Annotated in this window: 22 protein-coding genes; 10 read left to right on the forward strand and 12 right to left on the reverse strand. The window is 76.2% G+C overall.

The genetic code is table 11. The features are described 5' to 3' along the window. Nucleotides 1–5 precede the first annotated feature (5 nt). Genes GCU67_RS05570 through GCU67_RS05585 form a run of 4 tightly spaced genes read right to left on the reverse strand, consistent with a single transcriptional unit; the run spans nucleotide 6 to nucleotide 7,645 of the window. Nucleotides 6–2,783: an FtsX-like permease family protein gene (locus GCU67_RS05570; RefSeq protein ID WP_163610071.1), complete on the reverse strand. Its 2,778-nt coding sequence runs from the start codon at nucleotides 2,781–2,783 to the stop codon at nucleotides 6–8. Next, entirely contained in the window at nucleotides 2,780–6,022 is a 3,243-nt protein-coding gene (locus tag GCU67_RS05575; protein ID WP_163610072.1) for an ABC transporter permease family protein, read from the reverse strand. The genes GCU67_RS05570 and GCU67_RS05575 overlap by 4 nt, the downstream gene beginning before the upstream one ends. Nucleotides 6,023–6,029: 7 nt before the next feature. Further along, nucleotides 6,030–6,713: an ABC transporter ATP-binding protein gene (locus GCU67_RS05580; RefSeq protein ID WP_211660779.1), complete on the reverse strand. Its 684-nt coding sequence runs from the start codon at nucleotides 6,711–6,713 to the stop codon at nucleotides 6,030–6,032. Further along, the gene (locus GCU67_RS05585) at nucleotides 6,710–7,645 is read right to left on the reverse strand and encodes an ATP-binding cassette domain-containing protein (protein WP_163610073.1); all 936 of its coding nucleotides are present in this window, start codon (nucleotides 7,643–7,645) and stop codon (nucleotides 6,710–6,712) included. Before GCU67_RS05585 ends, GCU67_RS05580 begins: the two co-directional genes overlap by 4 nt. A gap of 120 nt (nucleotides 7,646–7,765) precedes the next feature. Here GCU67_RS05585 and GCU67_RS05590 point away from each other — a divergent pair, with 120 nt between their 5' ends. The 5 genes from GCU67_RS05590 to ppk2 all read left to right on the forward strand — a co-directional run bounded on the left by GCU67_RS05590 (nucleotide 7,766) and on the right by ppk2 (nucleotide 12,195). Next, nucleotides 7,766–8,152 carry a YchJ family metal-binding protein gene (locus tag GCU67_RS05590; protein ID WP_163610074.1) on the forward strand — a complete coding sequence of 129 codons (387 nt, stop codon included), beginning with the start codon at nucleotides 7,766–7,768 and terminating at the stop codon, nucleotides 8,150–8,152. A 111-nt stretch (nucleotides 8,153–8,263) separates the two neighbouring features. After that, nucleotides 8,264–8,908, forward strand: coding sequence for an FMN-dependent NADH-azoreductase (locus GCU67_RS05595; RefSeq protein ID WP_163610075.1), 645 nt, complete (start codon nucleotides 8,264–8,266; stop codon nucleotides 8,906–8,908). 138 nt (nucleotides 8,909–9,046) lie between these two features. Further along, nucleotides 9,047–9,979, forward strand: a complete 933-nt coding sequence (locus GCU67_RS05600; protein ID WP_163610076.1) for a 1-acyl-sn-glycerol-3-phosphate acyltransferase — start codon at nucleotides 9,047–9,049, stop codon at nucleotides 9,977–9,979. Then, on the forward strand, nucleotides 9,969–11,138 hold the full coding sequence (locus tag GCU67_RS05605) for a glycosyltransferase family 4 protein (protein WP_211660780.1): 1,170 nt from the start codon (nucleotides 9,969–9,971) through the stop codon (nucleotides 11,136–11,138). Before GCU67_RS05600 ends, GCU67_RS05605 begins: the two co-directional genes overlap by 11 nt. Nucleotides 11,139–11,205: 67 nt before the next feature. Beyond that, complete coding sequence (ppk2, locus tag GCU67_RS05610; protein ID WP_163610077.1) at nucleotides 11,206–12,195, forward strand: polyphosphate kinase 2; 990 nt, start codon at nucleotides 11,206–11,208, stop codon at nucleotides 12,193–12,195. Between the two features lie 63 nt (nucleotides 12,196–12,258). Here the strand turns inward: ppk2 and GCU67_RS05615 are convergent, their stop codons facing one another. After that, complete coding sequence (locus tag GCU67_RS05615) at nucleotides 12,259–12,849, reverse strand: YsnF/AvaK domain-containing protein (RefSeq protein ID WP_163610078.1); 591 nt, start codon at nucleotides 12,847–12,849, stop codon at nucleotides 12,259–12,261. 278 nt (nucleotides 12,850–13,127) lie between these two features. Between GCU67_RS05615 and GCU67_RS05620 the strand changes: the two genes are divergently transcribed. Further along, nucleotides 13,128–13,937 (forward strand): DUF3097 family protein, encoded by an 810-nt coding sequence (locus GCU67_RS05620; RefSeq protein ID WP_163610079.1) that lies wholly within the window; start codon nucleotides 13,128–13,130, stop codon nucleotides 13,935–13,937. Between the two features lie 122 nt (nucleotides 13,938–14,059). On the opposite strand, the gene GCU67_RS05625 is transcribed toward GCU67_RS05620, so the two are convergent. The 4 genes from GCU67_RS05625 to GCU67_RS05640 form a co-directional block, all read right to left on the reverse strand. Then, the gene (locus GCU67_RS05625) at nucleotides 14,060–14,899 is read right to left on the reverse strand and encodes an aldo/keto reductase (RefSeq protein ID WP_163610080.1); all 840 of its coding nucleotides are present in this window, start codon (nucleotides 14,897–14,899) and stop codon (nucleotides 14,060–14,062) included. Nucleotides 14,900–15,078: 179 nt separating this feature from the next. Continuing rightward, entirely contained in the window at nucleotides 15,079–16,686 is a 1,608-nt protein-coding gene (locus GCU67_RS05630) for a peptide chain release factor 3 (RefSeq protein ID WP_163610081.1), read from the reverse strand. Between the two features lie 82 nt (nucleotides 16,687–16,768). After that, a complete protein-coding gene (locus tag GCU67_RS05635; protein WP_163610082.1) occupies nucleotides 16,769–17,941 on the reverse strand; it encodes a GNAT family N-acetyltransferase in 1,173 nt (390 codons plus the stop codon). Next, nucleotides 17,938–19,155: an MFS transporter gene (locus GCU67_RS05640; protein WP_163610083.1), complete on the reverse strand. Its 1,218-nt coding sequence runs from the start codon at nucleotides 19,153–19,155 to the stop codon at nucleotides 17,938–17,940. The genes GCU67_RS05635 and GCU67_RS05640 overlap by 4 nt, the downstream gene beginning before the upstream one ends. 193 nt (nucleotides 19,156–19,348) lie before the next feature. On the opposite strand from GCU67_RS05640, the gene GCU67_RS05645 reads away from it, so the two are divergent. The 4 genes from GCU67_RS05645 to GCU67_RS05660 all read left to right on the forward strand — a co-directional run bounded on the left by GCU67_RS05645 (nucleotide 19,349) and on the right by GCU67_RS05660 (nucleotide 21,798). Further along, nucleotides 19,349–20,218: a hypothetical protein gene (locus GCU67_RS05645; RefSeq protein WP_163610084.1), complete on the forward strand. Its 870-nt coding sequence runs from the start codon at nucleotides 19,349–19,351 to the stop codon at nucleotides 20,216–20,218. A gap of 70 nt (nucleotides 20,219–20,288) precedes the next feature. Further along, complete coding sequence (gene moaA / locus GCU67_RS05650) at nucleotides 20,289–21,347, forward strand: GTP 3',8-cyclase MoaA (RefSeq protein WP_338104790.1); 1,059 nt, start codon at nucleotides 20,289–20,291, stop codon at nucleotides 21,345–21,347. 3 nt (nucleotides 21,348–21,350) lie between these two features. Beyond that, a complete protein-coding gene (locus GCU67_RS05655) occupies nucleotides 21,351–21,590 on the forward strand; it encodes a MoaD/ThiS family protein (protein ID WP_163610085.1) in 240 nt (79 codons plus the stop codon). 10 nt (nucleotides 21,591–21,600) lie between these two features. Then, nucleotides 21,601–21,798 (forward strand): hypothetical protein, encoded by a 198-nt coding sequence (locus tag GCU67_RS05660; RefSeq protein WP_163610086.1) that lies wholly within the window; start codon nucleotides 21,601–21,603, stop codon nucleotides 21,796–21,798. A gap of 17 nt (nucleotides 21,799–21,815) precedes the next feature. On the opposite strand, the gene GCU67_RS05665 is transcribed toward GCU67_RS05660, so the two are convergent. The 3 genes from GCU67_RS05665 to GCU67_RS05675 all read right to left on the reverse strand — a co-directional run bounded on the left by GCU67_RS05665 (nucleotide 21,816) and on the right by GCU67_RS05675 (nucleotide 24,549). Continuing rightward, complete coding sequence (locus tag GCU67_RS05665) at nucleotides 21,816–23,408, reverse strand: SpoIIE family protein phosphatase (protein ID WP_338104791.1); 1,593 nt, start codon at nucleotides 23,406–23,408, stop codon at nucleotides 21,816–21,818. A gap of 130 nt (nucleotides 23,409–23,538) precedes the next feature. Further along, nucleotides 23,539–23,958 carry a molybdenum cofactor biosynthesis protein MoaE gene (locus GCU67_RS05670; protein WP_338104792.1) on the reverse strand — a complete coding sequence of 140 codons (420 nt, stop codon included), beginning with the start codon at nucleotides 23,956–23,958 and terminating at the stop codon, nucleotides 23,539–23,541. Between the two features lie 18 nt (nucleotides 23,959–23,976). Continuing rightward, nucleotides 23,977–24,549, reverse strand: a complete 573-nt coding sequence (locus GCU67_RS05675) for a nucleotidyltransferase family protein (RefSeq protein ID WP_163610087.1) — start codon at nucleotides 24,547–24,549, stop codon at nucleotides 23,977–23,979. Between the last annotated feature and the right edge of the window lie 3 nt (nucleotides 24,550–24,552).

Here is a 24,552-nt window from a genome sequence, read left to right on the forward strand (position 1 = left end):
GTCGTTCAGGTGACCCGCAGCACCTCGCCGAGCCGCTCCCGCCGGCGTGCCGAGGACTCCACCCCGGCGACCGCGCCCACCAGCGCCGCCAACGGCACGGTGACGAGCAGCGCCAGGCCCAGCAGAGCCGCCCCGGGGACGGCGAGCGCCGGGGCGGCGGCTCCCCCGGTGAGCAGCTGCAGCTCCAGCGGGGCGCGGACCAGCGCGGCCACCCCGGTGCCCAGCCCGGTGCCAGCGAGGGCCGCCAGCAGCACCGGCGGGAGCAGCTCACCGAGGCTGATCCGGCGGGCCTGGCGGCTGGTCAGACCGAGGGTGCGCAGCGTGGCCAGTGCCCGCCCGCGCGCCGGCGCACCCCCGGCCGCGCCCAGCAGGACGACGGCGCCGGCGAGCAGGGCCAGTGCCCCGGCCGCCCCGGCCGCGGCCAGGGTGAGGCCACCGGTCAGCGGGTCCGCCCGTTGCCGGTCGAGCTCGTCCTGCCGGTGCCGGACGTCCGCGCCGGCCAGCTCCGGCGCCGACGCCACCGCCGCTGCCGCGCCCGGGCCGACCACCCACAGCGTGTCCGGCGGGAGCACACCGCCGACCGCGGCACCCAGGGCGGCCGCGTCGACGACCACCGTGTCCTCGCCGGCCGCGCCCAGGGTCGGCGCCCGCCCGACCGCGTCGACCGGCACCTGCTCCTCGCCCACCAGCAGCGACACCGCGGCCCGGGCGCGCAGTTCCACGCCGGCACCGACCAGCACCGGCACCTCGGGAGTCGACCCGCCCGCCAGCCGGTCCACGTCGGGCACGTCGGGCAGCGGGGTGGTGCGCGCCAGCCGGCCGAACGCCGCCGGGTCGACGGCCAGCACGGTCACGGTCCCGCTGCTGGTGCCCACCCGCAGCTGGGTGTCCCGCAGCACCCGCGCCGGGACCGCCTGCTCCACCCCGGGCCGGGTGGCCAGCGCCGTCGCGAGGTCCGCCAGCCCGGCGTCCGGCCCGGCGGTGGTGACGGTGACCTCGCTGCCCACCGCCGCCCACGACGCGGCCTCCTGGCCGGCCCGGACGGTGAGACCCGGGACGGCCACCACGGCGAGCAGACCGGTGGTCGTGGTCAGCGCGAGCAGCGGCAGGCCGGCGCCCGCCGTGGCCCGGGCCTGCACCGCCGACATCACCGGCACCACACCGCGGGTGCGGCGCGACGCCGCCAGCGCAGCCCGCAGCAGGAGCGGCACCACCCGCAGCAGGACCAGCGCGCCGGCCGCCACCCCCAGCGCGGGCGCGCCGACGACCAGCAGGTCGGCGACCGGGTCGGCGGCCGAGGCGCGCACGCCGCGCAGCCGCAGGGTGGCGATCGCCGCGGCGGCCAGGACCACGACGACGACCTCGGCGGCCACCCGGCGCAGCTGCCGGTCCCGCTCGGCGCGCCGGCGCTCCTGCCTGTTCGCCGGGCTGCGCCGTCCTCCGGTGGCGCGCGCGGCCACCAGCACGCCGGCCACCGGCGTGGCCAGTGCGGCGACGACGAGCACCGGGACCACCCAGCCGGCGGCGCCGGCCCCCTGGGAGACCAGCGCCCCGGCCAGGACCCCGACCGCGCCCCCGACGACGGCCAGGACGACGGATTCCACCGCCAGGTCTCCCCCGATCGCGGCCAGCGAGGCGCCCCGGGCCCGCTGGGTGGCGAGCACCGTGCGGCGGCGGGAGGCCAGCAACGCGGCGGTGAGCAGCAGGACCAGGGCCGCACCGGCCACGACCCCGGCCACCAGGACCGCGGCCTGCGCCTGCGCCGTCCGCACGCCGTCCCGGGCCTGGGTGAGCACCAGCCCCAGCCGGCTGGTCACCGCCGGTGCCGGGTACACCTGCATGCTCGCCGGTTCCGCCTGCAGGGCCCCGACCAGCGGGGGCAGCGCCTCGGCCGCCGCGGCGTCGACGGCCTCGGGGAGGGTGGCGAAGCCGACGGTGCGGGCGAGGTCGCCGGGGTCCACCGCCAGCCGCGCCGCGGGCAGGGACTCGGCGGACAGCAGCCCACCGACGACGGTCTGCACCGTCGGGCCCGAGCCGCCGGTCTGCGGCCGGAGCAGCGCAGGCACTTGCTGCCACGCCGGGTCGTCGGGGTCCTCGGCGCGGAACACCCCGGTCACGACCAGGTCGACGGCGAAGCCGCCGGACGTCCCGCCGGACAGGTGGTCGCCCACGCCGGCGCCCAGCGCCGCGGCCGCCTCGCCGGTCAGCGCGACCTGCACCGGGAACGGCGGCGGGCCGCCCGGCGTCCAGCCCGCCAGTCCGTCCGCGGACGGGGCGGGCGGGCCCGGAGCGGTGCCGGCCTCCCAGGTGACCGCCGGTCCGGCGGCCCCGGCCACCCAGGCCATCCGGACGCTGACCGGCCCCAGCTCGGCCGACACCGGCCGGTCCAGCAACGGCAGCGGCCGGCTGACCACGGCCGCGACCGGCGGGGCCAGCACCCGGGCCAGCTCGGCCGGGAGCGCGGCGTCCAGCCGGCGTGCGGTGTCCAGCATCTCCGGCGCGGAGTCCGTCGGCAGCACCGGCGGCCCGTAGCCGAGGTCGACGACCGGCAGCGTCATGGTGGTGTCGGCCAGGGAGCCGGCGTCCCGGACGGCGGCCCGGACCGCCGCGTCGGCGTTCCGCTCGACCAGCCGCGGGGTGGCGACCGCCAGGCCACACGTCAGCGCCACGACCGCCGCGACGAGCAGCAGCAGCCAGCGGTCGGCGCGCCTGCGGCGCAGCACCCCGGACAGCTGCACGCCGGGCCACCCCCGCCGGACGCGGGACCGGACGGCGCGGGTCACGCGGCGTCCCCCAGCCGCAGGTGGACGGTGGCGGCCCGGCGCACCAGCGTGCCGGCGACCGGGACGACGACGGCCGCACAGCCGAGCAGCAGCCCGGCCACCAGCACCGACTCCGTGGGCCAGGGCCACTGGGCGACCGGTGCGGGGACGGGCACCCCGCCGGTCTCCGACACGGTCATCAGCGGCGCGAGGACGCGCCCGGCGACGGCGCCCACCACCGCGCCGAGCAGCACGGCGACGGAGGTGACGGACGCGTGCTCCAGCACCACCGCCGCAGCGACCGACCGCCGCGGCACACCCATGCCCTGCAACCGGGCCACCTCGACCGACCGCGACTCCAGCACCGCGGCGACGTGCACCGCGGTGCCGGTCAGCGCCAGGCCCACGGCCGCGGCGGTCAGCAGCCAGAGCACCACCGGCAGGCCCACCCGCAGCGGGCCGTCCCGCAGCTGGGCGGCCACGCCGGCGCGGGTGACCGCGCCGGGCAGCCCGGCGTCGGCCAGCCGGCCGGCCGCGGTGGCCGGGTCGGCCACGCCGGTGGCCCACCAGCTGTCCACCAGCGGGTCCAGGTCCCCGGTCGTTTCCAGGGCGCGGGCCAGCACCTCGACGTCGGCCAGCACCCCGGGCTCACCGGGCGCCCCCGGCAGCCAGGGCGTCACGCCGGCGACCCGACCGGGCACCGTCCGGGCACCGACCCCCAGGGTGATCCCGTCGCCGGGCCGGGCGTCGATCGCGGCGGCGAGGTCGGCCGTGAGCAGCACCGGGACGGCCGGCGGTGGCGGGTAGGCGGTGAGCAGCAGCTGCGCCTGCTCGACGAGCAGTCCCGCCGGCGACACCTGACCACGGACCGCGAACGTCGTGTCCTGCGCGCCGGCGGTCAGGTCCACCCCGGCGCGGTCGAGCAGGCCCGGCGAGGAGCCCAGCGGCGGCCGGGCGGTCCAGGTCGCGGCAGTGCCGTCTGGCGGTCCGCCGGCCAGCTGCAGCTGCACGCTGACGGCGACCCCGCGCGCCGCCGCCGGGTCGACGGCGGACGGGTCGCGCAGGGACAGCTGCAGGTCGACCCCCACGACGGTGAGGCGTGTCCCGGGACCGGGGGTGGCGTCCGCGGCGTCGCGCAGCACCACCGGGTGGGTGGTCCCGTCCAACGGCAGCTCCGCGCCGGTCAGCGTGGACCGGGCGCCCTGGGCGTCCTGCACCACGAGCACCGGCCGCACCCCGAGCACGCCGTCGGCACCCGTGCCGGTGACGGTGACCGCGGGCCCGGTGTCCGGCACGACCAGCGGAACCCCCGGCGCACGTCCGGGAGCGCCCAGGCCCGCGGTCAGGGCACTCCACCGGCCCCCGTCGGGCAGGTCGCCGACGAGCAGGTCGTCGGCCACGGAGGTGTCCACCGCGACCAGCCGGGTGGTCGGGGGGAGGGTGCCGGTGGCCGACAGGCTGCCCAGCGAGACCGGCCGCTCGGTCGCCGGGGACACCGTCCCCCCGAGCACGGCGGCCACGGCGTCCCCCTGCGTCAGCGGGGCGGGCACGGTCGCCGGTACGGTCACGTCCGCGCCGACCCGGGCGGCTGCCTGCGACACCTGGGAGGTGCTCCAGGTGTCGGCGTAGCCGGTGGCGAAGGTGGCGGCCGCGGTGGCCAGCACGAGCAGCAGCGCCGCGCCGGTGGCGTGCGGCCGCCGGGCGACCTCCCAGGCGGCGAGCGACCCGACCAGCCCGCGCGAGCGGCGGGCCCAGCGCTCGGCGCCGGCCTGCAGCAGCGGCAGGACCCGCAGTGCGAGGACCGCGGCGGCCAGCAGGCCCAGCACCGGCGCGGCGACCAGCAGCGGGTCGACGGCGTCGGCGGAGGCCCCGGGGTGCGCCCGCAGCTGGAGCAGGACGAGGGCGGCGACCCCGGCGAGCAGCAGGTCCACCCCGGAGCGGGCCACCACGCCGCGGCGGCTCCGCCGGACGGCGGCACCACCGGCGACCGGACCCAGCGCCGGGGCCACGAGCACCGCGGTGAGCGCGACCGCGCCACCGGCCACCGCCGCCACCAGCGGCCAGGTGACCGCCAGCGGACCGGTCACGCCCGCCGCGGCCGGCCGGGGGAGCGAGGTGAGCCCGCGGAACAGCAGTGCCGACAGCGGGACGGCGAGGGCGGTGGCCAGGACCGCCAGCGCACCGGCCTCGGCCGCGGCCCGGCCGGCCAGCTGGCGGCGGCCGGCACCGCGGGCGGTGAGCAGCGCGGCCTCCGCCGTCCGCCGGCCGGTGAGCAGCCGGGCGGACAACCCCAGGGCGGTCCCGGCCAGCGCCAGGCCGACCAGGGCCACGACCAGGACGGCGGAGCCGGTGACCCCCTGCTGGGTCCGCACCGCGGCCAGGGTGCGGGCCAACGGCGCGTCGACCCGGGACGTGGCGTCCTGGCCGGTGAGCGCCTCGGGCAGGGCCGTCCGGGCCGCGTCCAGCCCGGCGGCGGCGGCGTCCAGGTCGGCGGCGGAGGCCCCGGTGAGGTCCGGGTGCGCGACGACCCGGACCTGGTCCAGCCCGCCGGGCTGGGCCAGCAGGGCAGCGGAGTCGACGAGGAGCGGCCCGTAGGCCGGCCGGGTCGAGGTGCGCCAGACCCCGAAGTCCAGTGCGGCGGTGTAGCCGGCCCCGCCGAGCAGGTCCCGCTGCCAGGCCGGGTCGGCCAGGTGCGGGGCGTAGGTGCCGACCACCAGGACGGTGACCGCGGTGCCCGGCGCGCTCTCCCCGGCCGCGAGCGTCAGCTCGGCGCCGGGGCCGACGCCCAGCAGCTCCGCCGCGCGGGCCGGCAGCACCCCCTCCAGCGGCCCGGGGCCCCCGGAGGCGGCCGGCCACCGGCCGGTCAGCAGCTCGGCGCGGGCCGGCAGGTCGCTGATGCCGGCCAGGTAGGCCAGCTGGGGCCGGCCGTTCGCCCCCGTCCCGAACCCGCGGACGGTCGAGCTGGCCCAGGTGCTGACGGTGGCCGGCAGCGGTCCGAGCGCGTCGGTGAGCACGCCGGTGGCCGCGTCCACCGCACCGCGGGCGTCGACCGGGACCTCCCCGATGGCGACCTCGGCGGCGAGGTCGCCGGCCGGCGTCTGCCGCAGGTGTGCCTCGCGGGCGCGGTCGGCGCCCGTCGTGAGCAGCAGGACGCACGTGCCCAGCACGACGGTGCCGGCGACGACCACGGCCAGCACCGCGGCCAGCAGCCGGGCCTGGGCGAGTCCGCGCCGGGCGAGGAGGACGAGCTGCTGCCTCACCGGCCGCTCACGCGTCGACCAGCCGGCCGTCGGCGACGTGCACCACCCGGTCGGCCAGCGCGACCATCACCGGGTCGTGGGTGGAGACGATCGCGGTCATGCCCTCGGACTCCACGACCGCGCGGATCAGCGCCATCACCGCGAGCCCCGTCTCGCTGTCCAGCTGTCCGGTGGGCTCGTCGGCGATGAGCAGGCGGGGCGACCCGGCGAGCGCGCGGGCGATCGCCACCCGCTGCTGCTGCCCGCCGGACATCTCGCCCGGGCGCTGGGCCGCCTGCGCGCCCAGCCCGACCAGCTCCAGCAGCAGCTGCACCCGGTGCTCACGGTCGGCCACCGGCAGCCCGCGCAGCCGCAGCGGGACGCCGACGTTCTCCGCGGCCGACAGCACCGGGATCAGCCCGAACGTCTGGAACACGTAGGCCACGACGTCCCGGCGCAGCCGCACCAGCCCGTCGTCGTCCAGGGCGGTGACCTCGGTGCCGGCGACGTGCACGGTGCCGGCGTCGGGCCGGTCCAGGCCGCCGACGACGTTGAGCAGCGTCGTCTTGCCCGACCCCGACCGCCCGACCAACGCCACCAGCTCGCCGGGGGCGACGGTGAGGGAGACCGCGCTCAGCGCGTGGACGGCGGCCGGTCCGCTGCCGTAGGTGCGGTGCACGTCCCGCACGTCCACCATCGGCGGCGCGGTCACCGCCGCGCCCCGTCGTCCCGGCGGACGGAGACGGCGTCGGCCTCCAGCGTCAGCCGCACGCGTCGGGTGAGGTCGAGGGCGGCCCGGTGGTCGGCGGGGATCTGCACGCGGCCGGCCCGGTCCATCACCGCGTACTCCTCGGCGACGACCGCGTGGGCGCCGTCGGCGCCGACCTCGGTGCGGCGCAGCACCTCGCTGGAGGTGCGCCCGTCCCGGATGGCGACCGTGCGCTCGACCTGGCCGGACACCGTGGGGTCGTGGGTGACGACGACGACGGTCGCGCCGAGCTCGCGGTTGGCGGCCCGCAGCGCCTCGAAGACCTGCTGGGAGGTGGCGGTGTCCAGCTCGCCGGTGGGCTCGTCGGCGAGCACCAGCTGCGGGGCGTTGGCCAGCGCCACGGCGATGGCCACCCGCTGCTGCTCGCCACCGGACATCTCCTGCGGGCGCCGGCCGGCGCAGTGCCCGACGCCGACCAGCTCCAGCAGCTCGGCGACCCGGGCCGGGCGGGCCCGGCGGGGCGAACCGGCCAGGACCAGCGGCAGGGCGACGTTCTGGGCCGCGGTCAGGTAGGGCACCAGGTTGCGGGCGGTCTGCTGCCAGACGAACCCGACCGTGCTGCGCCGGTAGGCGAGCTGGTCACGCCGGGACATCGCCATCAGGTCCCAGCTGCCCACCCGCACGCGGCCGGCGGTGGGTGCGTCCAGCCCGGACAGGACGGCGAGCAGCGTCGACTTGCCCGACCCCGAGGCACCGACGACGGCGACCATCTCCCCGGCGTCGACCAGCAGGTCCAGGCCCTGCAGCGCCTGGACCTCGATCGACCCGGTCTGGTAGATGCGCACCAGGTTGTCGCAGACGACGAGGGCGTCCCGGCCGAACTCCGCGGCCCGGGGGGCAGCAGCGCCCAGCCCCGGCAGGGTGCCCTGGCTCACGCCGCCTCCGTCCGGCCCCGGCTGGAACGGGGGCGACCGCACGCTGCGGCGGCGGGATGTTAACGCGCTCACACCGCCCCGGGTCGCTGCGTGCCCACGCCGCCCCGGGAGACTGGCGCCGTGGCTCCCCGACGCTGTCCCTGCGGGACCGGCCTGACCCACGCGGAGTGCTGCGGCCGGCTGCACGACGGGACGGCGACCGCCGCGACGGCCGAGCAGCTCATGCGCTCCCGCTACAGCGCCTTCGCGGTGGGCGACCCGGCGTACCTGCTCGCCACCTGGCACCACTCGACCCGGCCGGGCCGGCTGGAGCTGGACCCCGACGTGCGCTGGACCGGGCTGGAGGTGCTGGGCAGGATCGGCGGGTCGCTGCCGGCCACCGAGGGCACCGTGTCGTTCCGGGCGCACTGGGTCGCCGGCGGGGCCCGGGGCGCGCAGGAGGAGGACAGCCGGTTCGTCCGCGAGGGCGGCCGGTGGGTCTACCTGGACGGCGACGCCCGGTCCTGACGTCGTGGCCGGGGTTCCACGTGGAACCCCGGCGGAGCCGCCCGGGCAGAGGCTGCTTGGGTGGGGCGGCCGCGGCGACGCCGCGCCGACCGCCGAGACCAGGAGGCCCCGATGCCCCACCTGCTGCACCTCGACTCCTCCGCCGACCCGCGCACGTCGTCGTCCCGCACGGTGACCGCCGCCTTCCTGCGCGGCTGGCGCGACCGCGGCCCGGACTTCACCGTCACCTCCCGCGACCTGCAGGCCGACCCGCCGCCGCACCTGCCCGACGCGGCGCTGCACTGGTCGCCCCGGCTGCGCACGCCCGCCGAGGTCGTCGACCCGGCCGCCGAGGCCCGGCAGCGCACCTACCTCGACGAGCTGCTGGCCGCCGACGTCCTGCTCGTCGGGGCGCCGATGTACAACTGGTCGCTGCCCTCGACCCTCAAGGCGTGGATCGACCACGTGCACGTGCTGGGCACCACCGTGCCGTTCGGCGACTACGAGGCCCGCCCGCTGGCCGGCCGGGCCGCGGTGGTGGTCTCCAGCCGGGGCGCCAGCTACGACGCCGAGGGCGAGCAGGCCAGCTGGGACCACACGGTGCCGCCGCTGGAGCTGGTGCTGGGCCGGTCGTTCGGGATGACCGTCTCGGTGATCACCCTGCAGCTCACCCTCGCCGACCGCGTGCCGGCGATGGCCGACCTGCGCGGCCGCGCCGCCGCCGAGGCCGACGCCGCCCGCAGCTTCGCCGAGGAGCTCGCCGAGCGCATCGTCTGAGCCGGCGCCCGCCCGGGTGGGGGTTCGCCCGCCCGACGGGGGCACGCCAGGCAGGGGCCACCGTGCGGACACCTCCTCCACCGACCCTGGGGGCGTCCGGGCCTCGTCCAGGGGCTCCTCGACGCCCGAGGTGTCGCCGTGACCACTGCCCCGACCCAGGCACGGACCAGGACCCGGCCGGGGGCGCCGCCCTGCATGCCCGCCTGCGCCGCCGACCCCGGCCCCACGGTGGGCGCCGCCACCCGCCGCCTGCGGCTGCTGCGCGTGGCCGGCGCCCTGGCCGGCGTGGCGGCCGCCGCGCTGCGTGCCCCGCTGGCGACCGGCCGGGGCCGCCGCCGGCTGCTCACCTGCGGCGCGGCCCGCCTGCTCACCGCCGTCGGCGTCCGGGTCGAGGTCGTCCCGTCCCCGGTGGCCTGGCCGCGCACCGGCGCCGGCCGCGGGCCGGGCCTGCTCGTGGTCGCCAACTCCGTCTCCTGGGTCGACGACCTGGCGCTGCTCACCGTCGTCCCCGGGCTGCCCGTGATCACGACGGGGCCGGGCCGCCGGCCCGTGCTCGGCGGGCTGCTGCGCCGGGCCGGCGCGGTGCCGATCGACCCCGCACGGCTGCACGCCCTCCCGGCGGCGGTCGGCCAGGTCGCCGACGCGCTGCGCGGGGGGTCGACGGTGAGCGTCCGCCCGGAGGGGACGACGTCCTGCGGCGTGGAGCTGGGCCGGTTCCGCCCGGCGTTTCTCCAGGCTGCAGTGGACGTCGGCGCGCCGGTCTGCCCGGTCGCCGTCCGGTACCGGGTCGACGGCGGGGCGGGCACCGCCGTCGCCGGGCGCCTGGCCGGTGAGCCGTTCCGGCGGAGCGTGTCCCGGGTGCTCGCCGCCCGCGGGCTGGTCGTCGAGGTGCACCTGCTGCCCGCCCTCGACCCGGCCGGCGCCGACCGCCGCGCGCTCGCCGCACTGGCCGAGTACGCCGTCGCCGCCGTCACCGAGGCCCGGCCGCTGCTCGTCGCCGCCCACCCCCGCCGTCCGCGGGTGCCGGCGCCGTTGCCGGCCCGACGCCGGGGAGCCGCGAGTGCTGCATGAGCAGACCGTCCCGGTCCGGCTGACCACCGGCCTGCGGGTGGTCGTGGTGGCCGAGACCTTCCTGCCGGCGGTCAACGGCGTGGTCACCTCGGTCCTGCGGCTGGTCGACCACCTCGCCGTCCGCGGGCACGACCCGGTCGTGCTGGCCCCCTCGGGCAGCAGCTACGAGTCCCGCTGCGGCGCCCGGGTCGAGGTCGTCACCGTGCCGTCGATGCGGCTGCCGCGGTACCGCCAGCTCCCCCTCGCCCGCCCGGCCGCCGACCTGACCGCGGTGCTGCGCGGGCTGGCCCCCGACGTGGTCCACCTGGCCTCCCCGGCCGTGCTCGGGCTCGCCGCCGCCCGGGCCGCCCGCACGCTCGGCGTCCCGTCGGTCGCGGTGTTCCAGACCGACCTGGCCGCCTTCGCCCAGCGCTACCGGCTGCCCGGCGGCCCCGCGGCCGCCTGGCGCTACCTGCGCACCGTGCACGGAACGGCGGACCTCACGCTCGCCCCGTCCTCGGCGGCCGCCGTCCTGCTGGCCCGGCAGGGCATCGGACCGGTCGCGCTGTGGGCCCGCGGCGTCGACCTCGACCAGTTCGCCCCCTGCCACCGCGACGAGGCGCTGCGTGCCGAGCTCGCCCCCGGCGGCGAGCTGCTGGTGGGCGTGGTCGCCCGGCTGGCGGTGGAGAAGCGGCTGGAGCTGCTGGCCCCGCTCAGCGAGCTGCCCGGGGTGCGCCTGGTGGTCGTCGGCGACGGACCGCAGCGCCGGGCGCTGGCCCGGGCGATGCCGCGGGCACGGTTCCTCGGCCAGCTCGGCGGGGCGGAACTGGGCGCCGTGGTCGCCTCCCTCGACCTGTTCGTCCACCCCGGCGCCGACGAGACGTTCTGCCAGGCGGTGCAGGAGGCGCTCGCCGCGGGCGTGCCCGCCGTGGTCGCGGCCTCCGGCGGCCCGCTGGACCTGGTGCGGCACCGGGAGAACGGCTGGCTGTGGGCCGGCGACGACCCGCAGGTGCTGGCCGCCATGGTCGCCGGGCTCCGCGACGACCCCGCGACCCTGCAGGCCGCCGCCGCGGCGGCCCGCCCGTCGGTGGCCGGGCGCACCTGGGGGCGGATCGGCGACGAGCTCATCGGGCACCTGCAGCGGCTGCGCTCCGCCGTCCCGGCCGGCGTTCCGCGCTGAGCCCGGCGGGAGCGGTCGCCGCCAGGCAGGATCGCTGTCGACAGCCCTCTGACCGCGCGGAGTCCCAGTGAGCCAGCACGTGCGCCACAGTGCCCCCGAGGGCACGCCGTCCCCCGTCATCGACCTGTCCCAGTGGCGGCTCAACGCCCTGCCGGACACGAACTCCGACGAGGACTGGGACGACGACCGCGAGCTGTTCGACCCCCAGGGCAACCGGGTCGACACCTGGCGCGAGAACTACCCGTACAGCGAGCGGATGCTGCGCCGCGACTACGAGATCGAGAAGCGCGAGCTGCAGATCGAGCTGCTGAAGCTGCAGGGCTGGGTGAAGGAGACCGGCCAGAAGCTGGTGCTGGTGTTCGAGGGCCGCGACGCCGCCGGCAAGGGCGGCACGATCAAGCGCTTCACCGAGCACCTCAACCCGCGCGGGTCCCGGACGATCGCCCTGGACAAGCCGAGCGAGCGCGAGAAGACCCAGTGGTACTTCCAGCGCTACGTGCAGCACCTGCCGGCCGCCGGCGAGATCGTCATGTTCGACCGCTCCTGGTACAACCGCGCCGGCGTGGAGCGGGTGATGGGCTACTGCACCGCGGAGGAGTACCTGCTCTTCATGCGCCAGGCCCCGGAGTTCGAGCGGATGCTGGTCGACAGCGGCATCCAGCTGGTCAAGTTCTGGTTCTCGGTGACCAAGGGCGAGCAGCGCAGCCGGTTCATCGTGCGGCAGATCGACCCGGTGCGGCAGTGGAAGCTCTCCCCCACCGACCTGGCCAGCCTGGACAAGTGGGACGCCTACACCGAGGCCAAGGAGGCGATGTTCGTGCACACCGACACCGAGCACGCCCCCTGGACGGTGATCAAGAGCAACGACAAGAAGCGCGCCCGGCTGGCCGCGCTGCGGCACGTGCTGGCCCGCTTCGACTACACCGACAAGGACCACGACGCGGTCGGCGTCCCCGACCCGCTGATCGTGGGTGCTGCCGCCGACGTGATCGAGGAGGAGGTCGTCGCCCCCGTCATGCCGCGGCCGGGCGACGAGCTCCCGCTCAGCGGGAGCTGACCCCGGACATCACAGCGCCCGCCCCGGCGGACCGGGGCGGGCGCTGTCGTGGTGCGGGGTGGATCAGCGGCGGTTGCCACCGGTGGTGTCGTTGCCGACGATGCCGTCGGTGTCGACCTGCTCCTTGCGCACGGTGTCGGTGACCTGCTGCTGCTCGGTGACCGTGTCGACGTCGAGGCGCACGCGCTCGACCGGCACGGCCTCCTTGGCGACGACGGGCTGCTCGGCGTGGAGCACGACCTCGTGCTCCTCCTCCGAGATGGCCGGGCCGCTCATCGCGTCGCCCATGTTGGCGTCGGTGATCGGCTCGCGCTGGACGCGGACCTCCTCGTGCGACACGGGGACCGTCTGGGTGACGTTCTCGGTCACGACGTACTTGCGCAGGCGTGCACGCCCGGCCTCGACGCGCTGGGTGCCCACGTTCAGGCGCTCCTCGGACAGCGTCATCGCGTCGTCCGTGGTCGGGCCCGAGGTGTCGTGGCCGACGGTGCCGTGCTGGTTGAGGTCCTGCGCGCCGGCCATGCCCACGGTGCCGGCCGTGCCAGCGGTACCGGCGAAGCCGGAGGTGTTCGACGTCGTGGTGCCGATCTTGTCGCCGTCGTTGTCGTACACGTTCGCGCCGATGACGCGGTCGAGCATGTCAGTGCCGATCATGGGGGCTGCTCCTCAGCTCGGGGACGTTCTTGCTCCTCACGCTCTGTGCCCCTCATCCGGGCCTGGAAACAGCCGGTGGATGAACAAATCGGGGCCGTGCTAGGGCGTGTCGCCCCCACCGCCGTCCACCGTGGCACGTCTGCGCTGGTCAACCCGGCCGTCCACCGCCTGACTCGCCGGGGTGCCGTCCCGCGCGGACACGCCGCGATGTCCGTCGTCCGGACGGCTCCCGGGCGTGTCGTCCAGGAACCGGCCCGGACGACGAAGACCATGGGCACGTGCCTCCCCGTTCGCAGTACGACGACCTGGTCCACCCGCGCACCCAGAAGAAGCCCTCGCCGCAGGTCGAGGCGGAGAAGGACCTCGTCGTCGAGGACCCCAGCAGCGGGTTCGTCGGCGCGGTGGTCCGGTGCGAGAAGGACGTCGTCCACCTCGAGGACCGGTTCGGCAAGGTGCGGGCCTACCCGCTGGGCCCCGGTTTCTGGGTCGAGGGCCGGCCGGTCGTGCTGGTGCGCCCGAAGGTGAACACGATCTCCGGACCGCAGCGCAGCACCTCGGGCTCGACCTACGTCGTCGGCGCTCGGGCCCGGGTCGCCCGCGAGGGCCGCATCTACGTCGAGGGCAAGCACGACGCCGAACTGGTGGAGAAGGTCTGGGGCCACGACCTGCGGATCGAGGGCGTCGTGGTGGAGCCGCTGCACGGCGTCGACGACCTGCCCGGGATCGTCCGCGACTTCCGGCCGTCGTCGGGACGGCGGCTGGGCGTGCTCGTCGACCACCTGGTGACCGGCTCCAAGGAGACCCGGATCGCCCAGCAGGTCACCGGCGCGCACGCGCTCGTCGTCGGCCACCCGTTCATCGACATCTGGCAGGCCGTGAAGCCCTCCGTCGTCGGCATCAGGGCGTGGCCGACGGTGCCCAGGGGCGAGGACTGGAAGACCGGCGTCTGCCGGCGCCTGGGCTGGGAGGACGACACCGGTTACGTGTGGGCCCAGCGGATCCTCGCGCGGGTCACCGTCTGGACCGACCTGGAGCCGGTGCTCATCGGCCGGGTCGAGGAGCTCATCGACTTCGTCACCGAGGACTGAACGCGGACGGCCGCCGCTCCGGGGGAGCGGCGGCCGTCGTCCTGGCTCACCTGGCTTGCTCCTGACTCATGGTGTGCGGTGAGCCAGGAGCAGCGACGATCAGGTCACCTGATCGTCGTCGGTCAGCTGGGGATGTAGTTGAACGTGTCCGGGTCGGGACCGGTGCGCTCGTTGCGGTCCAGCGCCGTGATCTCGCGCAGGTCGTCCTCGCTGAGCTCGAAGTCGAAGATGGCGAAGTTCTCCTCGACGCGGCTGCGGGTCACCGACTTCGGGAAGACGATGTCGCCCCGCTGGACGTGCCAGCGCAGCGTGACCTGCGAGGCGGTCTTGCCGTAGCGCTCGGCCACCCGCAGAATCGCCGGGTCGTCGAGCACCTTGCCCTGGGCGATGGGCGACCAGGCCTCGGTGGCGATCTGGTGCTGGGCGTTGAACCCGCGCAGCTCGTCCTGGGCGAGGTAGGGGTGCACCTCGATCTGGTTCACGGCCGGGACGATCTCGGTCTCGCCGTGCAGCTTGCGGAGGTGGTGGGCGTTGAAGTTCGAGACGCCGATCGCCTTCGCCCGGCCGGAGCGGTAGATCTCCTCCATGGCCTTCCAGGTCTCGACGTAGTCGACGTCGATGCCCGGCAGCGGCCAGTGGATGAGGAACAGGTCGACGTTGTCGAAACCGAGGGCCTCCAGCGTGCCGTCGAAGGCGCGCAGCGCGTCGTCGTGGGCGTGGAAGCCGTTGTTGAGCTTGGAGGTGATGAAGACCTCCTCGCGCGGGACGCCGGAGTTGCGGATGCCCTCGCCGACGCCCTTCTCGTTGCCGTACATCTCGGCGGTGTCGATGTGCCGGTAGCCGACCTCGAGGGCGGTCTGCACCGCCTGCGCGGTCTCCTCGGGCGCGACCTGGTAGACGCCGAAGCCCAGCTGGGGGATCTCGACGCCGTTGTTCAGGGTGATCGTGGGCACGGAGGCCATGGAGCTCTTCTTCCTGTCGACTGCGTGCGGTGCGGCGGCGCGCGACACCTGGCGGGTGCGGCGCCGACCTGTCACCTGGCCTACCCGGGGGAGACGGTTGCTACCCGCGAGGCATCTCACGCAGCCCCGTGGAGTCCCAGCGCCACAGGAACCGAGCGCTGGGACTCCGTGGACCGCACTCAGAGCTGGGCGGCGACCATCGGCTCGAGGGTGAGCTCGGGGTTGCGCTGCTGCAGCGTGCGCAGGTCCCACTTGTCCATGAACAGCGCCAGCAGCTCGCCGTCCTCGCGCTGGAGCACCTCGACGCCGCGCGCGGCGGCGACGGCCGGCGCGGAGGCGGCGTCCGTGCGCACCGCGATCGTGTACGGCAGGTGGTCGATGGAGACCGGCGCCCCGAACTCGTTCTCCATCCGGTGGACGGCGACCTCGAACTGCATCGGCCCGACGACGGCGAGCACCGGTGCTGCGTCCCCGCGGCGGTCCGAGCGCAGCACCTGGGCCACGCCCTCGGAGTTCAGCTGGCCGATGCCGCGGCGGAACTGCTTGAACTTGGCGGTGTCCTTGCCGCGGACGACCGCGAAGTGCTCGGGGGCGAAGGTGGTCAGCGGCGGGTAGGTCACCTTGGCGTCGGCGTAGAGGGTGTCGCCGACGTGCAGCGCGTTGGCGTTGACCAGGCCCACGACGTCGCCGGGGTAGGCGACGTCGACGCTCTCCCGGTCGCGGCCGAACACGTGCTGGGCGTACTTCGTTGCGAACGGCCGGCCGGTGGTCGAGTGGGTGACGACCATCCCGCGCTCGAAGACCCCGGAGGCGATCCGGATGTAGGCCAGCCGGTCGCGGTGCGCGGCGTCCATGCCCGACTGCACCTTGAACACGAACGCGCTGAACGGCGCCTCGACCGGGCGGGCGGCACCCTCGGCGTCCGGCCGCGGGGTGGGCGCGGGGGCCAGGTCGACCAGGATGTCCAGCAGCGCGCCGACGCCGAAGTTCGACACCGCCGAGGCGAAGATGACCGGCGTCGTCTCCCCGGCCAGGAAGCGCTCCTGGTCGTGGTCGGCCTCGGTGGCGTCCAGCAGCTCGGACTCCTCGACCGCGGTGGTCCACGCGTCGCCCTCCCGGGCCAGCGCCGCCGCGGCGGGCAGCACCTCCTCGGGGGCGATCGTGGCGCCACCGGCGGTGCGGGTGAAGCGGTGGTAGCTGCCGTCGCGGCGGTCCAGCACGCCGCGGAAGTCACCGGAGATGCCGACCGGCCAGGTCAGCGGGGTGGGGGTCAGGCCGGTGCGCTCGCTGACCTCGTCCATCAGCTCGAGCGCGTCCTTGCCCGGGCGGTCCCACTTGTTGACCACGGTGATGACCGGGATGCCCCGGTGCTTGCAGACCGCGAACAGCTTCATGGTCTGCGCCTCGAGGCCCTTGGCGGCGTCGATGAGCATCACGGCGGCGTCGACCGCGGTCAGCACCCGGTAGGTGTCCTCGGAGAAGTCGGCGTGGCCGGGGGTGTCGAGCAGGTTCACCACGGCGTCGCGGTACTCGAACTGCAGCGCCGCGGAGGTGATCGAGATGCCGCGGGCCTTCTCCATGTCCATCCAGTCCGACACCGTGCCGCGGCGGCCGGCCTTGCCGTGCACCGCACCGGCCGAGCCGATGACCCGGGCGTGCAGCGCGAGAGCCTCGGTCAGCGTGGACTTGCCCGCATCGGGGTGGCTGATGACGGCGAAGGTGCGCCGGCGGGCGGCCTGGGACAGCACCTCGGGCAGCGGGGCGCTCGGCGCGTGGGTCGTGGTCATGCTCTCTCCCTCGTCCCGGCTGCGGCCGGGGGTGTTCCTCGTCGATCGTGCAACGCCGCCGGGCCCCGGCGGATGCCCGCGCTCAGAAGTAGTCGAGCAGCTGGGCCGCCGGCCCGGCGGCCAGCAGGTCCAGCGCGGCCGGGTCGCCCGGCCCACCGGCCAGCCCGGCCTGGGCCACGGCCCGCCCGGTGGTGCCGCCGCAGTACAGGACGGCGAAGCCCCGCACGTCCAGCACCAGGTCCGGCTCGCCGCGCGTGGGCACCAGTGTGCCCTCACCCCCGGAGATCTCCAGTTCCCAGCTGCCGGCGTTCCACGGCGCGAGGGCGTCGGTGAGCCGGAAGGTGACCCGCCCGCGCACGTGCGCCGGCCAGCCGCGCGCCTCGACCGCGCGGACGACGTCGACCGGGCGGAGCATCCAGGCCGTCGTCCCGGGGTCGGTGACCCGCTCCAGCGGGAGGACGGCGGAGACGGCGTCACCGGCCAGCAGCGGCACCCGGACGGTGCGGGCGACCGTGCGCCAACCGGCCAGCACGCCGACCAGCGACCGGGCCGCCGCCGGGGTGACCGCGAGCAGCTGCCGGACGTCGAGCCGGGCGTCGGGCCCGTAGCCGCGGCCGCGGTCGAGCACCAGCGCACCGGTCAGGACGCCGTCCTCGTACGCCAGGCTGACCGCGTCCGGGGCCTGCAGCGGCGGCTCGTCGAAGAACCCGCCGCGCCGGGTGAGCAGCCCGTCGCGCTCGCGGGCCAGCCGCTCGTAGAGGTCGGTGACGGCGGGGGAGTCGTCGGCGTCGCCGGGGCGCAGCGTCACGCCGTCGTCGTCCCGCGGGCGGGGCAGGGAGGCGGTGTCCAGGTCGGCCGAGCGCAGCATCCCGCCGACCTCCCAGCCCGCGGACCGGTAGACCGCCGAGACGGTCGGGTAGAGCGTGCTGACCGCGGCGCCGCGGTCCCGGGCCTGGGCCAGCACCGCGCCCAGCAGCACCCGGGTGAGGCCACCGCCGCGACTCTCCGGGGCCACGGCGACGCCGCTCACCCCGGCCGCGGGCACCCGGCGCCCACCCCACCAGTGCTCGTGCGGCAGCTCGACGATCTTGCCGACCAGCCGCCCGCGCTCGTCGAAGGCGCCCAGCCGGGAGACCCCGGGCACCGCCCGCACGGCCTGCGGCGGCGGCTCGGCGGCACCGCCGAAGGCCAGCCGGCCCATCTCCCAGGCCGGCACGAGCTCGTCGCGGGTCAGCTCGCGCACCACCGGGGTCATGCGGGCACGCCCGCACCGACCGGACGGCGCAGCACGGCCCAGGCGACCACGGCGAGCAGCCCGGTGAGGGCGGCGCCCAGCGCGGGGACGGCGAAGGCGGCCTCGGCACCCCAGTGGTCGACCGCCGCGCCGGCGAGCGACGAGCCCGCGGTGACCCCCACGGTCAGGCCGGTCGTCGTCCAGGTCAGCCCCTCGGTGAGCGAGGCGCGGGCCACCCGGGACTCGACCACCGACAGCCCGGAGACCAGCACGGGGGCGATGGTCAGCCCGGCCAGGAACGCGATGCCGATCAGCACCGGCAGCGAGTCGACCAGGTGCAGCGCCTGGGCGGCGACGGCGAAGAGCAGCGCCGTCCCGAGGAACCGGGTGACCAGCGACCCGGGGAGCGTCGCGATGCCGTAGACCAGCCCGGCGACCAGGCTGCCGCCGGCGTAGGCCGAGAGCGCGACGCCGGCGGTGGCCGGACTGCCCTGCTCCTCGGCGAAGCCGACGACGACGACGTCGACCGCACCGAACACGACGCCCACGGCCAGGTAGGTGACCGCGATGACGACCAGCCCGGGGCTGAGCACCGCGGCGCGCGCCTGACCGGCGACCCGGGGGACGACGGCGGGGGCGGTCGACTCCAGGCGGGAGAGCACGAGTGCGCCCGCGACCCCCACGAGCAGGCCGGTCAGGTAGCCCAGGGGCGGGGCGACCAGCGCGGCGAGGAACGTGACCAGCGGCGGCCCGACGACGAAGACGACCTCGTCGGCCACCGACTCGAAGGCGAACGCGGTCTGCCGCTGGGCGGGCTCGGGCAGGGCGTTCGCCCAGCGGCTGCGCACGACGGACCCGACGTTGGCCGAGCAGACGCCGGCGAGGACGGCGAGGGCGAACCAGCTCCAGCGCGGCGCGTCGGTGACCACCGCGGCGACGAAGGCCAGCCCACCGGCCAGCGACAGCAGCGCCGTGGCGCGCACCACCGGCCCCTGGCCCCGGCGGTCCATCAGCCGGGCCCACTGCGGGCTGCCCACGGCGAAGGCCAGCGTGTTGGTGCCGGCGACCGCGCCGGCGAGGGCGTAGCTGCCGCTCTGGCCCTCGACGAGCAGGACGGTGCCCAGCCCGGCCGTGGCCATCGGCACGCGGGCCAGCAGCCCGGCGGAGGAGAAGGCGCGGGTGCCCGGGACGGCGAACAACCGGGCGTACGGGGCGAAGAGGGTGCGGGCTGGCAAGTCTGCTTCTCGCGCTTCCTGGCCACAGGCGAGTGCGGGGGTGCCCGCCGGACCCTCGGGTGGCTCCGCGACGGTAACAGCCCTGGGACGCCACACCGAGTCGCGGCGGGTACTGGACATCCTTGAAGCTTCATGGATCAATCTGTGAGCCGCTGCACACGCACGGTGATCACCCCTCCTGGAGGCCCCGCCCGTGTCCCGACGCACCCCTCGCCGCCTGCTGGCCGTGCTGGCCCTGTCGACGTTCGTCCTGCTCCTCCCCGGTGTCGCCCAGGCCAAGGGCGGGGACGACGGCGCCGTAACCGAGGACGGCGGTGGCGGTGGCGCCGTCAGCGGCGACTTCGCCGTCACGGTGAACGGCCGCACCTCCAACCCGGCCGCCGGCAGGGACTTCCGGGTCAGCGGCGTCGCCCCGACCAGCCCGGTCGTCGTCACCGGCCGCAACGTGACCTTCCGGATCGACCCCACGACGCTCGGCGTCTACGACTACACCCTCACCGGCGCGGCCAGCCCGGAGCGGATGGTGACCGCACCCACCGTCGTCTTCGCCTCGAAGGTGCCCGTGCTCACCCCGGCCCAGCGGACCGGCGTCCGGATCGAGGAGCTGCGGCTGCGCGACGACACCCTGGTCGTCACCTTCTCCACGGCCGCCGGGAAACTGAAGGTCCAGTCCAAGGACGCCCCGCAGGGCGGCATCTTCCAGATGGAGCAGGAGTTCGGCGCGCCCGTCGAGTTCGTGCACACCCTGGGCACGGGCCTCTTCTACTTCGTCAACGAGTTCACCGGGAAGGTCAACTTCGGCAACGGGGTGGACGCCGACGCCACCCACCAGATGCTGCTGGGCAAGGACAGCCCGCAGGTGGCCACCAAGCTCGCCCAGACCGCGACCAGCACCCGGTGGTCGGTGACCTCCGGTGGCCGGATGGGCGGCGTCCTCGGCGAGGACGCGATCGAGCTGTCCGCCGGCGCGACCAACTGCACCAGCGACTGCCAGGCCCGCAACCGCGTCCAGGGCTCGCTGCCGGTGCCGCCGGACCCGACCGACCCCACCCCGATCGGCTGATCCCCGGCGGTGGGACGGACGGCACGCCGTCGGTCCCACCGCTGTCGGCATCGCGCACTACATTCGGGCTGTGACGACCTCCAGCCCGCTCCCGGACCCGCAGCTGCGGCCGCAGCTCGTCCCGGGCAGCGCGGGCACCGGCGGACTGGTCGACCGGCACGGCCGGACGGCGACCGACCTGCGCGTCTCCCTCACCGACCGCTGCAACCTGCGCTGCACGTACTGCATGCCGCCCGAGGGTCTGCAGTGGCTGCCCAAGGTCGAGCAGCTCACCGACGACGAGGTCGTCCGGCTGGTCCGGATCGGCGTCGAGCACCTGGGCATCCGCGAGGTCCGGTTCACCGGCGGGGAGCCCCTGCTCCGCCCCGGCCTCCCCGGCATCGTCGCCGCCACCACGGCGCTGCTCCCCCGCCCCGAGGTCAGCCTCACCACCAACGCCGTCGGCCTGTCCCGGATGGCGCCGGCCCTGGCCGCCGCGGGGCTGGACCGGATCAACGTCAGCCTGGACACCCTGGACCGCGAGCGCTTCACGCAGCTGACGTACCGCGACCGGTTGCCCGACGTGCTCGCCGGGCTCAAGGCGGCCAAGGACGCCGGCCTCACCCCGGTGAAGATCAACACGGTGCTGCTGCGCGGGATCAACGAGGACGACGCCGTCCCGCTGCTGGAGTACTGCCTCGAGCACGGCTACGAGCTGCGCTTCATCGAGCAGATGCCGCTGGACGCCCACCACGCGTGGACCCGCGGCGAGATGGTCACCGCCGAGGACATCCTGGCGAAGCTGACCGCGTCCCACACCCTGGTGCCCGACGTCGAGGAGCGCGGCGCGGCCCCGGCCGAGCGCTGGCTGGTCGACGGCACCGGCCTCACCGTCGGCGTCATCGCCTCGGTGACCCGCTCGTTCTGCGGGGCCTGCGACCGCACCCGGCTCACCGCCGACGGCCAGATCCGCAACTGCCTGTTCGCCCGGGAGGAGTCCGACCTGCGCTTCGCGCTGCGCTCGGGCGCCGACGACCAGGAGATCGCCGACCGCTGGCGGATCGCCACGCTGAACAAGCTGCCCGGCCACGGCATCGACGACCCGAGCTTCCTGCAGCCGTCGCGGCCGATGTCCGCGATCGGGGGCTGAGCCGTGGTCACGGTCCGGTACTTCGCCGGCGCCCGCGCGGCGGTCGGCGTGGACACCGAGACCCGCGAGGCCGGCTCGCTCCAGGAGCTGGTCGGCCAGCTCGTCGACGCCCACGGCGAGCGGCTGGAGCGGGTCCTCACCGCCTGCTCGTTCCTGGTGGACGGAACCAGCACCCGCGACCGCACGTTGGTGCTCGCACCCGGCGCGGTGGTGGACGTCCTGCCCCCCTTTGCCGGCGGATGAGGAGTCCACGATGAGCGTGTTCGACAGGGCGAAGGCCAAGGCCGAGGAGCTGCTCGGCCGGGCCGAGCAGGTCTACGGGGAGTCCCACGGCGACGCCGCGGCCACCATGGACGGCGAGGCGCGCCGGCTCGAGGCCGAGGCCGACGAGGAGCGGGCCGAGGCGCGGGCGCGTCACGACGGCGACGACGGGCTGGCCGGCGCGCGCTGAGCGCTGCCTGACCCCCGTCAGGCCAGCAGCCGGATGGCGACCAGCGCGACGTCGTCCTCCGGCTGGCCGTCGACCAACCGGGCGATGAGCTGGTCGCACAGCTCGTCCAGCGCGGTGCCCGCGAGCTCGGTGGCCGCCTCGCGCAGCCGGTCCATGCCCTCGTCCAGGTCGCCGTCCCGGCGCTCGATGAGCCCGTCGGTGTAGAGCAGCACCGTCGAGCCGGGCTGCAGCGTCACCACCGACTCGGTGCGCGGGGCGCCCGGGTCGACGCCGAGCAGGAGCTCGCCGTGCCAGTGGACCGGGGGGTCCAGGGAGCCGTCGGGGTGGATGACCAGCGGTGGGAGGTGACCGGCGTTGGTCCACCTCATCCGGGTCACCCCGCGCTCGGCGTCCTCCGGGGTCTGCTCGAACCGGGCGACCCCCGCCGTGGCGTACGTGCCGAGCGAGAGCTGTGCCATCGAGGCGTCCAGCCCGCGCAGCACCTCCACCGGACCCGCGTCGCTGTACGTGGCGATCCCCCGCAGCAGGGCCCGCAGCTGGCCCATCGCCGCCGCGGCGGCCGTGTCGTGCCCGACGACGTCCCCGATGACGAGCATGAGCGCGCCGGAGGGCTGCACGAACGCGTCGTACCAGTCCCCGCCGATCCGTGCGGCCTCGGCGGCCGGGGCGTACCGGACGGCGATCTCTGCGCTCTCGTGCTGCACCGGGCGGGTCAGCAGGCTGCGCTGCAGCGTCTCGGCGAGCTTGCGCTGCTGCCGGAACAACCGGGCGTTGTCCAGTGCCAGCCCGACCCGGTCGGCGACCTGGCGGGCGACGAGCAGGTCGGGGTCCACGGGCACCCGGCCGCCGCCGAAGCAGAAGGTGAGCACGCCGAGGACCCGGTCCCGGCCGCGCAGCGGGACGGTCATGCCGGAGGTGGGCGCCAGCTGGGCGAGCAGCTCGCTCGCCTCACCGGGCGGCAGCAGTCCGGCCACGTCTGCAGCGGAGCGGACGACGGTCTCGCCGAGCAGCGCCCGTGCGACCGGGGAGTCGGCCGGCATCGCCGCCAGCCGGAGCGCGGCGTACCGCGCGAGGAGGTCGCGCTGGGCGGGGTCGGCGTGCCACGAGCCGACGTCGGCCGGGCGGTCGTCGTCGTCGACGACGGTGAGGACGCACCAGTCGCCGAGGGCGGGCACCAGCAGCTGGGGGAGCGCGGCCACGGCGCCGCCGTCGTCCATGCTGCCGGCCAGCGCGGCGGCGACCCGGGCCAGCAGCGCCAGCCGTTCCTGGGCGGCCCGGCGGTCGGTGACGTCGGTGAAGAAGAGGGCGATGCCCGCACCGTCCGCGATGGCCTGGGACTGGAACCACTGGTCCAGCGGGTGCGGGTAGTAGGCCTCCACCGACTGCGACTGCCCGGTGCGCGCCACCTCCCGGTACACCCGACCGAACTCGTTGTGCTCGTTGTCGGGGAAGGCCGCCCACAGGGAGACGCCGACCATCTGGTCCCGCGCCCGGCCGAGGAACCGCTCGGCGGCTGCGTTGGCGTAGGTGATCTGCCAGTCGGCGTCGATGGCCAGGTAGCCGACCGGCAGGGACTCGACCAGGCGCACGGCGCCGTCCTGCTCGTCCACCGGTCCTCCGTCTGGCTGCGTCCTGGCCGCGGCTGCGCGGAGACCATCGGCTCCCCGTGCGGGGCACGACGGCCTGGACAGTTATGTCACGCCCAACCGACCAGGGCAAGCGGTCCGGTGGAGAGCCACCTCACGGGCAGGCGACCCACTCCTCCTGGCCGTCGGAGAAGACCTGCCGCTTCCAGATGGGCAGCCGCGCCTTGACCTCGTCGACGAGCTCGGCGCACGCGGTGAAGGCCTGGCCCCGGTGCGAGGCGCTCACCGCGCAGGCCAGCGCCACGTCGCCGATGGCCAGCAACCCGATGCGGTGGGACACCGCGACGGCGTGCACGTCAGGGCGGGCGGCGAACTCGGCCGCGATCTCGGCGATCAGCGCCGGCGCCGTCGGGTGCCCGGTGTACTCCAGCTCGGTGACCGACCGGCCGCCGTCGTGGTCGCGCACGACGCCGGAGAAGGAGACGACGGCGCCGGCCGCCGCCCGCTCCACGGCCGCCTCGTGCTCGGCGACCGACAGCGGTTCCTCGGTGACCCGGGCGAGCAGCGTGTCCACGGCGGCGAAGGTACGCGGTCAGGCGGGCGGGACGTCGAGGTCGGTGGGGTCGGCCAGACCGGTGCAGTCGACCTCGGTGACGTCGTGCGCAGTCAGGTACGCCCGCGCGCCCTCGTCACCGGTCGCCGTCGCGCTCACCCCGGCCCAGTGCTCCCGGCCCAGCAGCACCGGGTGGCCGCGGACGCCGTCGTAGGTGGCCACCGCCAGAATGCCGGGAGCGGCGTGCGCGGCCACCCGGGCCAGCGCGGCCGGGGTCATCCCGGGCATGTCGACCAGCTGCACCAGCACGGCGTCGACCCGGCCGGGCCAGCCGCGCAGCCCGTCCAGCCCGGTGCGCAGGCTGGAGGCCATGCCGGACTCCCAGTCGGCGTTGGCCAGCACGGTCGCGCCGGTGAGGTCGGCGGTGCGCCAGACGTCGACCGCCCGAGCGCCGAGGACGACGAGGACCGGATCGCAGACCGCCGCCGCCGTCCGGACCGCCCGCTCGACCAGCAGGCTGCCCCCGTGCTCGACCAGCGCCTTCGGCATGCCGTACCGCCGGCCACCCCCGGCGGCCAGCACCAGCCCCGCGACCGGGACGTCCGACGTCATGCC

This window comes from Modestobacter muralis, assembly GCF_010682105.1.
GTDB classification, from domain to species: Bacteria; Actinomycetota; Actinomycetes; order Mycobacteriales; family Geodermatophilaceae; genus Modestobacter; species Modestobacter muralis.

What these genes read in the sequence shown, in the direction of transcription:
- GCU67_RS05675 (WP_163610087.1), bottom strand. Translation starts at nt 24,549, where the DNA reads ATGACGTCGGACGTCCCGGTCGCGGGGCTGGTGCTGGCCGCCGGGGGT.
- GCU67_RS05630 (WP_163610081.1), bottom strand. Translation starts at nt 16,686, where the DNA reads ATGACCACGACCCACGCGCCGAGCGCCCCGCTGCCCGAGGTGCTGTCC.
- GCU67_RS05625 (WP_163610080.1), bottom strand. Translation starts at nt 14,899, where the DNA reads ATGGCCTCCGTGCCCACGATCACCCTGAACAACGGCGTCGAGATCCCC.
- GCU67_RS05595 (WP_163610075.1), top strand. Translation starts at nt 8,264, where the DNA reads ATGCCCCACCTGCTGCACCTCGACTCCTCCGCCGACCCGCGCACGTCG.
- GCU67_RS05635 (WP_163610082.1), bottom strand. Translation starts at nt 17,941, where the DNA reads ATGACCCCGGTGGTGCGCGAGCTGACCCGCGACGAGCTCGTGCCGGCC.
- GCU67_RS05660 (WP_163610086.1), top strand. Translation starts at nt 21,601, where the DNA reads ATGAGCGTGTTCGACAGGGCGAAGGCCAAGGCCGAGGAGCTGCTCGGC.
- GCU67_RS05615 (WP_163610078.1), bottom strand. Translation starts at nt 12,849, where the DNA reads ATGATCGGCACTGACATGCTCGACCGCGTCATCGGCGCGAACGTGTAC.